The 13,227-nt window shown below is 47.0% G+C and carries 14 protein-coding genes and 1 pseudogene; 2 read left to right on the top strand and 13 right to left on the bottom strand.

Going from position 1 to position 13,227, the window contains the following annotated elements; all coding sequences use genetic code 11:
- Positions 1-18 precede the first annotated feature (18 nt).
- The 5 genes from GK047_RS19130 to GK047_RS19110 are packed head-to-tail and all read right to left on the bottom strand — an operon-like array spanning position 19 to position 3,873.
- The gene (locus tag GK047_RS19130) at positions 19-852 is read right to left on the bottom strand and encodes an ATP-binding cassette domain-containing protein (RefSeq protein ID WP_163950372.1); all 834 of its coding nucleotides are present in this window, start codon (positions 850-852) and stop codon (positions 19-21) included.
- Entirely contained in the window at positions 845-1,714 is an 870-nt protein-coding gene (locus GK047_RS19125) for an alpha-D-ribose 1-methylphosphonate 5-phosphate C-P-lyase PhnJ (protein ID WP_163950369.1), read from the bottom strand. The genes GK047_RS19130 and GK047_RS19125 overlap by 8 nt, the downstream gene beginning before the upstream one ends.
- Positions 1,711-2,829 carry a carbon-phosphorus lyase complex subunit PhnI gene (locus GK047_RS19120; protein ID WP_163950366.1) on the bottom strand — a complete coding sequence of 373 codons (1,119 nt, stop codon included), beginning with the start codon at positions 2,827-2,829 and terminating at the stop codon, positions 1,711-1,713. Before GK047_RS19120 ends, GK047_RS19125 begins: the two co-directional genes overlap by 4 nt.
- Before the next feature lie 3 nt (positions 2,830-2,832).
- Positions 2,833-3,432, bottom strand: a complete 600-nt coding sequence (gene phnH / locus GK047_RS19115) for a phosphonate C-P lyase system protein PhnH (protein WP_163950364.1) — start codon at positions 3,430-3,432, stop codon at positions 2,833-2,835.
- A 9-nt stretch (positions 3,433-3,441) separates the two neighbouring features.
- Positions 3,442-3,873 (bottom strand): phosphonate C-P lyase system protein PhnG, encoded by a 432-nt coding sequence (locus GK047_RS19110; protein ID WP_240344055.1) that lies wholly within the window; start codon positions 3,871-3,873, stop codon positions 3,442-3,444.
- A gap of 182 nt (positions 3,874-4,055) precedes the next feature.
- Between GK047_RS19110 and GK047_RS30205 the strand changes: the two genes are divergently transcribed.
- Positions 4,056-4,187: a hypothetical protein gene (locus GK047_RS30205; protein WP_275901695.1), complete on the top strand. Its 132-nt coding sequence runs from the start codon at positions 4,056-4,058 to the stop codon at positions 4,185-4,187.
- On the opposite strand, the gene GK047_RS19105 is transcribed toward GK047_RS30205, so the two are convergent.
- The 8 genes and pseudogenes from GK047_RS19105 to GK047_RS19070 form a co-directional block, all read right to left on the bottom strand.
- Positions 4,184-4,969 (bottom strand): DeoR/GlpR family DNA-binding transcription regulator, encoded by a 786-nt coding sequence (locus GK047_RS19105; RefSeq protein ID WP_163950359.1) that lies wholly within the window; start codon positions 4,967-4,969, stop codon positions 4,184-4,186. The two genes, GK047_RS30205 and GK047_RS19105, sit on opposite strands and share 4 nt — an antisense overlap.
- Positions 4,970-5,021: 52 nt before the next feature.
- Positions 5,022-6,746: a putative 2-aminoethylphosphonate ABC transporter permease subunit gene (locus tag GK047_RS19100; protein WP_163950356.1), complete on the bottom strand. Its 1,725-nt coding sequence runs from the start codon at positions 6,744-6,746 to the stop codon at positions 5,022-5,024.
- A complete protein-coding gene (locus GK047_RS19095; RefSeq protein WP_163950352.1) occupies positions 6,746-7,792 on the bottom strand; it encodes a putative 2-aminoethylphosphonate ABC transporter ATP-binding protein in 1,047 nt (348 codons plus the stop codon). Before GK047_RS19095 ends, GK047_RS19100 begins: the two co-directional genes overlap by 1 nt.
- A 154-nt stretch (positions 7,793-7,946) precedes the next feature.
- Positions 7,947-9,062 (bottom strand): putative 2-aminoethylphosphonate ABC transporter substrate-binding protein, encoded by a 1,116-nt coding sequence (locus GK047_RS19090; RefSeq protein ID WP_163950349.1) that lies wholly within the window; start codon positions 9,060-9,062, stop codon positions 7,947-7,949.
- Positions 9,063-9,183: 121 nt separating this feature from the next.
- Positions 9,184-10,326, bottom strand: a complete 1,143-nt coding sequence (gene phnW, locus GK047_RS19085; protein ID WP_205516892.1) for a 2-aminoethylphosphonate--pyruvate transaminase — start codon at positions 10,324-10,326, stop codon at positions 9,184-9,186.
- A 2-nt stretch (positions 10,327-10,328) separates the two neighbouring features.
- Positions 10,329-11,126, bottom strand: coding sequence for a phosphonoacetaldehyde hydrolase (gene phnX / locus GK047_RS19080; protein ID WP_163950345.1), 798 nt, complete (start codon positions 11,124-11,126; stop codon positions 10,329-10,331).
- Positions 11,127-11,395: 269 nt separating this feature from the next.
- The gene (locus GK047_RS19075) at positions 11,396-12,103 is read right to left on the bottom strand and encodes a DNA alkylation repair protein (RefSeq protein ID WP_163950343.1); all 708 of its coding nucleotides are present in this window, start codon (positions 12,101-12,103) and stop codon (positions 11,396-11,398) included.
- A 171-nt stretch (positions 12,104-12,274) separates the two neighbouring features.
- A pseudogene (locus GK047_RS19070) lies at positions 12,275-12,465 on the bottom strand (MFS transporter); the annotation flags it as partial.
- Between the two features lie 148 nt (positions 12,466-12,613).
- Here GK047_RS19070 and GK047_RS19065 point away from each other — a divergent pair.
- Positions 12,614-13,039, top strand: a complete 426-nt coding sequence (locus GK047_RS19065; RefSeq protein ID WP_163950887.1) for a MarR family winged helix-turn-helix transcriptional regulator — start codon at positions 12,614-12,616, stop codon at positions 13,037-13,039.
- Positions 13,040-13,227 lie beyond the last annotated feature (188 nt).

The following is a 13,227-nucleotide window of genomic DNA, read 5'->3' as shown; positions in this document are numbered from 1 at the left end:
TCCGTAAGCTTCATCCCATTAAATCAACGAGTTGATCAATAGCTGGGTGTAGGCATGCTGTGGGTCTTCCATGATTTGATCCGTCAAACCTTGCTCGACGATCCGCCCGTTCTTCATCACAATTGTGCGATTCGTCAGCATGCGAATAACCGAGAAATCATGAGATACAACGATCATGCTGATACCTAGCTCACGTTGAATCTGACGAATCAGATCGAGCACAGACGCTTGAACAGAAACGTCAAGTCCAGTCGTTACTTCATCGAGCAGCAAGAGCGGCGGATTGTTCGCCAACGCTTTGGAAATTTGCACCCGCTGCTGCATGCCTCCGCTGAAGTATTTGGGTTTATCATCCATCCGCTCTACCGGGATTTGTGTCTTCGTCAAAAGTTCACTAGCACGCTCGCGAATGTCGCCAACGTGGTTCCAATCGGCCATAAGCAGCTTCTCTGCAATATTTCCCCCTGCGGAATAATCAAGACGCAAGCCAAGATGAGGATTCTGATACACCATGCCCATGAGATGATTGCGAATGTAGCGCTTTTGCAAGGAGTTAAGCCCATAAATATTACTGCGCCCCTCTTCAAAATCTTGCAAATAAAACTCCCCAGTAGTCGGGACTTCATCGAAATAAAGCGTCTTAACCAGTGTGCTTTTGCCAGATCCACTCTCGCCGACAATCCCTAGCACTTCTCCAGGGTACACGTCAAAGCCAATGTCTGCGCATGCGACGATCGTCCCACATACGGGACAACGATTGCGAGCGTACTCAGGGCCCGTGAGCGCTACGCAGCTGCCGCAGCCTTTTCCGTAAATTTTACTAACATTTCGAATCGTTACCCGATTATCCATTCCAACCCACTCCTATTTCGACTGGTTGATTGTGCGCTCGAAGCTGTCGCTTCCCACAATAGCTTGTATCCGAGCAATACAGATGCCGCTGACCTGTCCCTGCACCGAACGATTCCTCCAAATAAGTGTGCGTGCTGCTGCATTTCTCGCAGCCTGTCTCGTAGCTCTCGACTTCGAAAGGGTAGTCCTCGAATTGCAGCGGGACAACATCCGTATACGGCGGTATCGCGTAAATTCGCTTCTCGCGACCTGCTCCGAACAAGAATAATGTCTCGGCTTGATTCAGCTTCGGCACGTCAAACCTTGGGATTGGCGATGGATCGCAAATATAGTGACCGTTAACGAGAACGGGATAATCATAGGAGATTCGAATCTCTTTCCATTGCACAATGTCCTCGTACAAGTGAACCCATAATCTACTGTAATCTCGCTCTGCATGCATGCGGCGGGATTCCTGCTCACTGGGCTCCACGGTTCTCAAAATTTCCGGTGTCGGCACCTGAAATACAAGAATCTGTTCTGCCGTCATCTTTTCCTCCGGGATACGGTGACGAGTTTGAATGACCGTAGCCTCCAACGTATCGATTGTCGTTCCCACTTCGCTCGTTTCACTGATGAGATCCCGAAGATTGCACGCGTTAACGCTGTCATCGCTGCCCTGATCAATGACTTTCAATATGTCTCCATGACCGATTAGCGATAAGGTAACTTGAAGTCCGCCTGTTCCCCATCCGCGTGCCACGGGCATTTCGCGAGAGCCGAAAGGCACTTGGTATCCTGGGATCGCTAAGGCCTTCAGCGTTTTTCTGCGCAGCTCGCGCTTGGTATTCTCATCAAGGAAGCCATAGTTGTACATGCTCATCCTTCGTTCTCCTCCTGCCTGTTAATCGAGCGAACTCGTTGTAACTCCGCTTGAAAATCAACGTAATGCGGCAGCTTGAAGTGGGAGATGAATCCAGAAGATTCAATCCCATCGATATGATAAAGAACGAATTCCTCATCCTGCGCGGGCGAAGTCGGGTTCTCAGCCTGCATCGTTTGATCCAAAATCCCCATTGAAATCGCCTTGTCCTCGTTATGTCCGAAGCATAGGCCATAGCCGACTGCGAACTGCGCTGCGCCGTCCGTCGTTTCATCCTGCTGTCGCACAACGATCTCTGCCTCGGTCACAAGCACAGTTCCTAGCGCAATTGTCTCCTCTGTGTAAATCGGATGCGGCATATACACAGGAACGTACCCTACGCGAAGCTCTCCAATCGTGGGATGCACGTCACCGTAACCTCTCACGCTAGAGTAAGCAAAAGCGAGCAAGGCGCCCGTTTCACCGCGCGACATCGCTTGCAAGCGAACGGAGCGGGAGGCCGGGAAGGAGATCGCATCGCGGGTAATGTCGTCAACACTTCCCGCTGCGTTGGACGTCACTTTTTGAGCCCCCGCAATCAAGCCTTCCTCTTTTAGCAAATCAATCACACGAGGGAACGTAGGAACTTCTTCAGAGGCCAGTGCGGCCGCATCAAGATTCAACTCTTTCAAAAACACAGCCAACCTTTCCTGCGCCTCGGTATCCGTTTCTTCCGTCAACTCCATCCGCAGCAGGCGCTTGGTGTAATCCCGCGTCGGGCCCAAATATTGGCCGCCTGGCACTTCCTTGAAGGTCGCCGAAATACGGCGAACAATTTCCATCTGTGAGGTATCTATAGCGAGCGTATACGCTTGGCGCGGAAGCGTGGAGCGAAACGCACGAAGCAGGAACGACGCTTCGATCGCATCTCCTTCTGCTTGCTTTAAAGCAAGTGCAGCTAGATCAGGATCGTACAGCGAGCCTTCACTCATTGCTTTATCTACGGCAAGCCGCATCTGTGTGCGAATCTGGTTAATCGCGATGGGCTGTTCCCCATCCTTTAAGCGATAATAATGAAGCAGCTTCTCCGCCTCTTTAATCGCTTGCTGACCGCCTTTAACTGCTACATAAGCCATACCTTACGCCTCCTTCACGATCTTGGTGCTTCTGGGTAAGCAACATAATCGCCCCTCAGCATCCACAAGAATCCAATCCAAGCCAAGTGGAAACTGCTCGCTACTGGCTATCAATTCAGGCAGCAAATCGGGGCTAAATCCATCTAAACTGAGCTGACGAGCTGTTTGTATGCCTGGCCCTTTGAGCTTTAGTCTGACTTCGCCGTTGCCATCCTGAGCAATTCGTTTCACCTGACAGACGATCGTCGCGCTTTGGTCAGGATACAAATCTGTGCCACGCTTCGCTTCCGTCAAGTCAGGAGCTTCGCCACTTTGTACAAATATATAATCGCTCTCGCTAAGCGGCTTTGCCGTAGAACGGGTCAACAACTGTAAGTGCTGCGTTAACTCTTTCTCCGTTGCTGTCTCATGAAAGCTGACTTCTTGGTCCAATAAGGTAAGTGCGATGCCAATCCTAAAGTAATGCTCACTCGGACAGCCGCTATAGGCATAAGGTTCAAGTTGAATGAGGCTCCCTGGTCTAGCCATCGTATCTAGCAGTGAACGATACAAACGCTGTGTATAGTGAATTCTTTCGTCATGCTGAACTGTACCTGTACCCATCGAAGCCTCCTATTCGGCATCCATGACTTCAAAATTAACCATGGTCCGCTTTATCAGTTGATAGTGGCGCTGCTTTTGCTGTTTCTGTTCTTCTGCTTGCCGCATCAGTTCGGCATCGATTCCCTGCTTCGTGATTATCCATTTCTTGTCCGTACTATGGTAAAGGGCATCGAGAAGAGCGAACGTAAACGCTTTGTCTGGATGATTGCCCATAACGATGCCATACCCTAATACCCCATCCAGTGTTAGCGTAGCATCCGTCGTCAAAATTTCCCCAACATGGAACACTTCTTTCGCCACGGATTCCTCCGCTTTCATCATGACCAACCCCATGCTGGCTGGATGAATGACTTCAATCGTTCCCAGCGCCTCTATCCGCTGTTTCCATGACCCCCAAATTGACTCTGGGACTGTGGCGGCAATCTCCGTTCGTTCCCTCATGTTCAAGCCTATTCCCCCTCGGCAAGTTTGAATTACGCATCATTTCTGTGACTCACACGTCAAATATACAAGTAAAAACAACTAAAAACACGTTAATTTTGTGTAAATGTCGTAATTAAAGTGTTTTTATGTTGTTTTAAACAAAACAAATACCCCTCCGTATTCCAGGAGGGGTATTTGTCATGTTACTTGCCACTGATGCCCGCTGTAACTTGTTTATGATCGCGTTCAATTACATAGCGGAACCTGTCGGGCCGATCTCACGCCTTCTTCATGCTTTTGCAGCCGACCTGCTAACATTCAAAAGCACTTAAGTAGCCGCAACCCAAGTTACGTCTTTTTTCGATAAATAGGTTTCCCATTCCTTAGGCGCAGGAACATCGCTTACGATCAAATCAATTTCTTTCAAATCGGCGATTTTATAAAATTGCACAAGTCCAAACTTGGAGTGATCCGTGACGACGATACTCGTCTTGGAATGCTCCATAATCTTCTTAGCTAACTGGCCACGCTCTTCGTCAAAGCCAGTAATGCCTTTATCCATCATGATGCCATCGATAGATATGAACGCTTTATCAGCGTAGAAATTTTCCACCATTTTTTCGGCAAGTGAACCCGCAACCCGCGATTGCATTGAGCTTACTTTACCTCCGATAAAGAAAATATCGCCCGAGAACAGCTCCTTATTCTTGTAATCAATCAATAAATAAAGGGCCGGAACAGATATCGTAAGAACCGTAATGTTCTTCTTGTTCAGCAAATAGTCAATCATATGAAGCGTTGTCGTTCCATCGTCGATGAAAATAACGTCATTATCCTCAACCAGCGTTGCTGCGGCCCGGCCAATTTTGCGCTTCTCATCCGCATACAGCACTTCCCTTTTCAAATGAGAGGGCTCCTCGCGAGAAAGATTGATCTTCACGGCGCCGCCGTACACCCGCTTCAGCTTGTTCTCCTCTTCGAGGTCTTCCATATATCTACGAATCGTCTCCGAAGACACGTTCAGCTTCTCAACCAAATCGTTCGTTCTTACCTTGCCTTCCAAATTGAGCTGGTTCAGGATATAATCCTTCCGCTCTTCGCCAATCAAAGACATCTCTTTTCAAGCCCCCAGTTCCTATGCAATATCCTAATGTAATTATATGGTTTTACTTATGAATTTGCCAAGCTGAGGTTTTTTTCTTCACTTTTTTCAAAATCAGTTCATAGATCATGCGGACGATAATATTCGTCACGACAATTAAGGTAGACATCGCTGCAGCGGCAGCTACATCCCCGGCATCCTCCATGTTCACCAAGGCAACGGCAGCCAAGTTCATATCCGCAGACCGCAGAAAAACAACCGCAGAAACGGTAACCATCGAATTAACGAAGAAATACATCGCAATCTCAACAATAGCTGGCAGGGACATAGGTACAGTAACCCGCAAAAACGTTTTGTAAAAAGGAACCCGCATCGATTCGGAAACAAGCTCGAACTCTTTATCGAGTTTTTTGAGCGCTGTTGTGGCTGTAATGAACGGCACCGCGTAGAAATGGGTAATATTCGCAAGCACGATGATAGCAAGCGTTCCATAAATCCAATTCAAGGGATTGCTTGGATCGTTGAAGAAGAAGATGTAAGCCAACCCAATAACCATCCCTGGTAAAGCAAGCGGCAAAACGGATAAGAAGTAACCGACTTGTCGCATCCCTTTCATCGTACGTGACTTCTCAATCAGGTAAGCAAATACAAAGGTAATGATCGTACCCACTACTGCGGTAATCAGCGATACCTTTATGCTGTTCCAAAATGGCTCAAGACCTGATCCCGCCACATTCGAAAAGTCATAGTGTTTCAAACTCACACTTAAATTGTAAGGCCATACCTTGATGAGCGAGGCGAACAAAATCGTGATTAAAGGAATCAAAATCGCAATCGAAATGACCCAGCAAAACACACGATAAATGCGATCCCGTAGGCCGCCCGCAGGAATCTGATAGGGCGTAGACTTCGATGAAAGCATCGAACGCTGCTTCCGATCTACGAAACGGTCCACTGCAAAAGCAATAATGGCCGGAATGGTCAATAAGATGCCAACCGTCGCACCCATGGACATATTTTGCTGGCCGATAACCTGCTTATAGATGTCGGTAGCCAGTACGTTAAACTTCCCGCCGATCGCTTGCGGCGCTCCAAAATCGGTGAAGCTTGCCGTAAAGCAAACGAAAATAGCACTGATTAAGCCATATTTAACGGACGGCAAGGTCACCGTCATGAATGTTTTGAATTTACCCGCGCCAAGCGACTCCGCCGCTTCATAAAGGCGTTGATCGGTAATCGATAAAGCGGTGATAAAAATTAGAAACGCCTGCGGAAACAAGTAAATAACTTCCGAAATGACAATGCCGACAGGCCCGTAAATCGGAATGTGCAAGCCCGTAGGCAGCAAGCCGAAGAATCCTGTTGTGAGCAATCCTTGATTGCCGAACAAATAGGTCAGGGCGATACCGTGCATCATGGTAGGCTCGAATAGCGGAAGCAGCGCGATGTAATGAAAATAGCTTTTGCCGCGAATTGCTGTCCGACTTATCCCGTAAGCATAAACGAAAGCGAGTGCAACGGCCACCGACGTTGAAAGAACTGAGATCCAAATCGTATTCGTTAACGATTGCGCCAATGAAGGCGTCGAGAAGTATTTAATAAAATTCGCGAATCCAACGAATTGTTCATTGGTATTCTGAAAGGCTTTGCTAAATAACAAAATAAGAGGGATGAGCGTACTCAGCGACAAGGTCAGAACAAGCACGACGATGAGCACATTTTGCAAGGATAAAAACTCTCCCCAACTGCGTCGAATGGGCGGATTCATGATGACGGCTTGTTTTTCCATTAGACATTCACCATCGCTTGCGAGCCGAAGTTAATCATCTTCTCCTGCGGAAATTCCACCATAACTTCCGAATGCTTCGTTAATTGGAGATGATGCGATACGTGGGCTGATACGTCGACAGTAATAAGTTGATCACCCGCTTCGCTGCCGTAGCCCCGTGAAGGCTGGAGGAGCAAGCGATAGAAAGCCCCCCTGAATTCCACATGCTTCACAATCGCAGGAATCCCAGTCGCTGAGCCAGGAGCAGATATGCGAATATGCTCAGGTCTAACGGCCATGTTCCTGTGAGCGCCGTTACTGCCTTGTCCCTTCTCTCCGGCCAAGAAATTAATCGAACCGATGAAGTCGGCAACGAAGGGGGAGTTGGGCTCATCGTAGACTTGTTCAGGCGTTCCGATCTGCACAACTTCCGCGTTCTTCATAACGACGATGCGATCCGCCATCGTGAGCGCTTCCTCTTGATCATGCGTCACCATAACCGTTGTGATGCCTAGCTTTTCTTGCAGATCGCAAATTTGCTCGCGCAGCTTGCCCCGAACTTTGGCGTCCAGAGCAGATAAAGGCTCGTCTAGCAGCAAAAAATCAGGAGACAAAACGATGGCTCGAGCCAGCGCAATCCGCTGCTGCTGTCCACCGGAAAGCTGCGCTGGATACCGATCTTGCAAGGTCGTCAGATCTACAAGCGCGAGCACTTCTTTCACTTTCTCGTCGATTTCTTTTTTCGAGAATTTCTTGCCTTGCAGCCCATAGGCGATATTTTGATACGCAGTTAGGTTTGGAAATAGCGCATAGGATTGAAACACCATCCCGAAATTTCTTTTAGCTGGGGGCAGTGCCGTGATGTCCTTACCGCCTACAGTGATGCGACCATACGAGGGCTTCTCAAGCCCCGCGATGATACGCAGCAGCGTTGTTTTGCCGCACCCGCTTGGACCTAACAGGCAAATGAATTCGCTCTTTTGAATCTCAATGTTAATCTCTTTTAAGGCTTTAAAAGAGCCAAATGATTTATCTACGCCTTGTATGGTCAGGTAAGCTTGTGTCATCACAAGAGCCTCCTTTTTCTTAGTCGTTTTCGTATAAGATCCCTGACGAGGTTGCCTATTCTCATCGTCTTCATGATGCCCTTCCTGCCTCTTCAAAGAAAAACAGCGGGCTGCAAAGCTTGGTTCGCAGTCAGCTGTTTTATTGGTTTTACGCTTATTTTTTCGGTTCGCTTTTCGCGTTAAAGCGCTTGTCCCACTCAGCTAGAACGCTATCACGATTTTTCGCAGCATCATTCAAATCGTTTTTGATCAATTGTTTCACGGGATCAACAGAGTAACCGTCTGGCGTTTTGGCTGAATCTGTTTTAATCGCTAGAATCGCGTAGTTTTTGTTGTATTCTTTCATCACATCATCTGTAATAGCCCAGTCAAGGAAGTCCTTAGCTACTTGTTTAACAGCTTTCTTTTTCAGCAACGCATTCGCTTCTACGTCCCAACCAGAACCCTCTTTCGGGAATACCACTTCAACTGGCGAGCCATTCTTCTTCTCTTGAATACCGCGGTAGCCGAAGGAAATACCGATTGGATATTCGCCAGTGCCTGCTAATTTAGCTGGCTTCGACCCGGAGTGAACATACATCGCGATGTTCTCATGCAATTTACTCATATAATCCCAGGCTGCATCTTTGCCTTTCAGTTGAACAAGACCAGATACAGTCAGGAAGCCTGTTCCAGAAGACGAAGGGTTTGGCATCGTGATTAGCCCTTTGTATTCTGGTTTAGCCAGATCCTCATAGGATTGTGGAATCGCTAGTTTACGTTTTTCCATTTCTACTTTATTCACGATAAAAGCTGTTTCCCAGGCATCAATACCTACCCAGTGGGTTACTGCATTTTTATCTTTAAATTCCGGAAGAATGCGATCCACACCTTTTGGCGCGTAAGGCTCAAGCATGCTTTGTTGATCAAGAACCAACAAGCTTGTTGCCGCTAGCCCCCATACAACGTCTGCTTGTGTGTTATCTTTCTCAGCAAGCAGCTTCGCTGTAACGATACCTGTGGAATCACGCACGATGTTTACTTTAACATCCGGGTATTTCGCTTTAAAGGTAGTGAGATAGGTTTTGATTTGATCGTCTTCCAAAGCTGTGTAAACCGTTAAATCTTTGCTAGTTGTATCTACACTTGCTTGTGTGCTTGCGCTTGCAGCCGGACTTGGCGCAGCAGTTCCTTTGGATGCATCTGCTGGATTCGCTGCCTTACCTCCGCATGCTGATAAGGACAGTACAACCATCGACAAGGCAATTACATTTACGAATGACTTCTTCATTTCTTTTCCCCACTCCTTTTCCTATGTATCAGTTGGTTAACTTCTTCCTGATACCTTAACTATAAAATAGTTTTGTAAAATGAGTATTAAATACAAGTTAAGATATTGTTTTTATATTTATTTAGTTGTTTTTTGTTGTTTTCCAGAAAAGTTGCTTCTCTACACCTTGCAGAAGACGTTGAATATCCGCTAGATGAACATCGCCAATATTCCCAATACGGAACGTGGCAGCCGCTGTTATTTTGCCCGGATAAATAACGAACCCCTCCTGTTTAATACGCGCGTAGAACTCATCGAATGAAAACACAGGAGAATCAGGGTATAAGAAAGAAGTAATAATCGGCGATTGCAGGTCAGTTGACAGCAGGGTCTTGAAGCCGAGTTTCTCCATTCCTTCGACCAATGTCCGCTGATTAAGAGTGAACCGATTAAATCTTTGCGTCACGCCGCCCTCATCATCCAATTCGGTGAGTGCTTGATCAAATGCGCGTACAGTATGCGTAGGAGAAGTATAACGCCACTTGCCGTTACCTTGCTCCATTGTTTCCCACTGATCATACAGATCTAGAGACAGGGAACGTGCAATGCCTTTGCAGCTGTGAAGTGCCTCTCTACGAGCAATAATAAAACCAAATCCTGGAACGCCTTGGATGCACTTGTTCGCGCTGCTAATTAAATAATCAATTCCCAGTTCAGCAACGTCCAGAGGAACTCCACCGAAGGAACTCATCGCATCGACGATAACTGTCTTGCCATATTTCTTAGACACTTGCGCCACTTCCGCAACCGGATTTATCATGCCTGTTGTCGTTTCCACATGAACGACCGCTACGTGTGTGATGGATGTGTCTACCTTCAAAATCTCATCTAGTTGTTTGACGCTAACCGGGCTCGTTTCTCCAGCATCCAGCACAATGGCATATATGCCGAGTACTTCCGCCATCTGCGCAATCCTTTTACCGTAGGCTCCGTTCGTCATAATAAGGATCTTGCCGTTTCTAGGAATAACGGAGCCAATTACGGCTTCTACACAAAAGGTGCCGCTTCCCTGCATCAATACAGTCGTATAGGCCTCTGGGTCGCTTGAAGCCATATGAACGAGCCTGCTGCGAATCGACTGCACAAGTTGATTATAGTCTTGATCCCATGTACACCAGTCGCGGAGCATGGCTGCTTTTACTTTTTTACTTGTGGATAAGGGGCCAGGTGTTAATAAGATATAAGGGTTATCAGGTAGTTGGCTTACATGCACAGTTGCTTTCATCATCATGGTCTTTCTCCTCTTTCTATGCGTTGATTAATAAGTTCAATAACCGCATCCAAATCGCCAACCGTATCGATCACATAGTGAGCTCCTTCAGTGCGGAACTTGGTCGCTACCACATCCATTCGCTTCTGGAGAATGTCCGCTCCGCAAGTCGCCACTTCTTCTTCGCTCATTCCCAGCTCGCTGCCGCCTTTCACAACGCCGACTGTCCAAGCGCCCGCATGAACACCTTCCTGCACATCGCTAACCGTATCCCCAACCTTGACCATCTTAGACATCGGATAAACGTTCAGCGCAGTCGCGTTCTTGTACATCATCCATGGATAAGGACGCCCCGCAGGCACGTCATTCGGCGTGACCAGATGGTCTGGCGAGTAGCCTCGTTTCTTTGCTTCCATGGTCACAATCGCCATCATCTCCGCGGTGTAGCCCGTTGTGGAGCCGATGCGTATCCCCTGCTCCCGCAGACGCTGAACAAGCGCAAGCGCTCCTGGAATCGGTTCTGCATATTGATGCACAACCGCAAGCATCATCGGCTCGAAATCGGCATAGAGCGCATCGACATCAGCTTCCTGCGGAAGTTCACCATAACGCGCTTGCCAGAGGCCAGCGACTCGCTCCATGCGCAAAATCTCGCGGATATGATCACGTTTGAGCAGCCCCATCGGCGCTCTAGCTTCTTCGATCGTAATCGCTATCTCTCTTTTACGAAAAACTTCCATGAACACATTCAACGGTGCAAAGCAACCGTAATCTACCATCGTACCAGCCCAATCAAAAACAACTGCTTGTATCATCTGTCTGCCTCCAGTTTATCTGTGTTTAAAGTTTGCTCGACCTAGCGCAAGGTAAGCTTCCATTAATATGAAGCACCTCATGAATGAAATAAGCTCTTTCTAAAATCTATGTTACAGGACGTTTGTAATCATAAGATTAAATACACGTAAAATCTATGTATTTTCTTTTTTTTGTATTGTTTTAATTGTTTTTATTGCATAAAAAAGACGATTACAAGCCCAGCAGCCCTTTCAGCCGTGCTTCTAATCGTCAATTCCACATTTTATTCCTAACACATACACGTCTTCTTCTTTGTTCCAACCCTGCCCATTGCCTTTACTTTATCAATCGATTCGACAGCCAACGGAACTTTGCACGCCGTTTGCCCAACATCGACGTGAATGGTTCCAATCCTACGAGCTACATCCATCGCTTCCTCATGCAGCGCTTCACAACAGCATCCTACTGCGATAACAAAACTGTTCATTGCATAACGAACCCGATTTTTCTCCGTATGAATGGTTGTTTGCACTTGCTCTAAGAGAAGGCGAATTTCCGTAAAATCCAACTGCTCATCCGGTGTCATGCACACGTAGTTCGCATAGGTGCTCCATCCACATACAGCGATCATTTCATCAGATGAAGCTATCCATTCTCTAGCTAATTCAAGCGCATAACCGCTTTCTGCTGCTACACCTGCTACCGTATACTCAGCAAGCAAATGCCAATAAGCTTGCTTCGCCCATTTCTGAAGCTCATCTTTACTAAGCGTCTTCGGCTGAACCGAAAGTCCAGCCAAATACATCGCATCATGATTGCCTGATTCATACAGCGCTAACGCTAGCTCACGATCTTTTTTAACGAATTTCACTAGCTTCTTAAGCTCGCCGACTTTTACGCCGAAAAACGGTTCCCTTGCACCATGCCTTAGAAAAGTCTTCTTTGTTTGCTCGCTTCCTAGTTCTTCCAGCTTACTCATAACTTCTTCAAATGTCATAGGTTCACCTACATCGAATTACTTTTCTATAGTGTACCACGATTGAACTCATCGATATGCATAGCAGCAGGTTCAATAGGCTTTAAGTAGTGACGGCCAGTCCGAATAAAAGCAATTCCACACAAAACCGCAATCGGGCCCGCATTCAACAAAAACTCAGGGTGAAACACCGGGCTTCGGTATTTTGGGAAGCAGCGCCAAGATAGCAAGAAAAGCGATAAGCATTAACACACCTGCGCCAAATAACGGCCCACGCCAAGAAATAGATCCGAGCTCGCCGCCTGACAGCAGTCCAACTGCAATGCAAAGCCAAGGGCAGCTTCATACAAAATAATAACCTCAGCAGGGCCTCCCCCGCTCACTAAGTTGATTGTCAAATCACCATCACAAGGTAGTATAAGCAATCAAATAGTTATATTTGCATTACACAATTACTATTTTGACTGTCAACCCCCCAAAATTACGTTACAATAGAGACAATATGCCGAAAAGGTGGACATGAACATGAGCATGGAAGACAACGATCTGAAAGCAATTGACTATGAACTAACTTTACTCGTACGCCGAGCTACCTCAGCGGCTATCGATAAGAGACTCGGGAATCTGGAACGCTCCCATTACCTTATGCTTTATGAGCTATCCCGAAATGGAACGATGGGTGTAAAGGCTCTCGCTGACGCTTTTCATTTGGATATGTCTACAGCTAGTCGCCAAGCCGCAGCATTAGAAGCCAAGGGTTACGTTGAGCGATTGCCCGATCCCGAAGACGGGCGTGCCAGCTTCTTTCAATTAACTGAATACGGCGAACAAGAGCTGCAAAATACGAAGCAAACCCGATTAGATCGCTTCAACAAACTACTGAAGGATTGGTCAACGGAAGATCGACAGAAATTCGTTGAGCTGCTTAGCCGCTTAAATCGAACTTTCATTGATTGAATACGGTAGGACAGTTAGGAAGCTATGCCCATCACGAAACTGCCTTATTTATTGCACAAAGGAGGCTGTCCCAAAAGTCATGAATAATGACTGAGGGAGGGCCTCTTTTTCATTTTATGCAACAAAAAGAAACCGTTCTTTGGTAAAATGGAGGTACCACCCAACCATTTCAAAGGAGACGGTTTCTT

This window comes from Paenibacillus sp. SYP-B3998 (assembly GCF_010820665.1).
Taxonomy (GTDB): Bacteria; Bacillota; Bacilli; order Paenibacillales; family NBRC-103111; genus Paenibacillus_E.
This window is presented reverse-complemented; position numbering and strand designations above follow the sequence as displayed.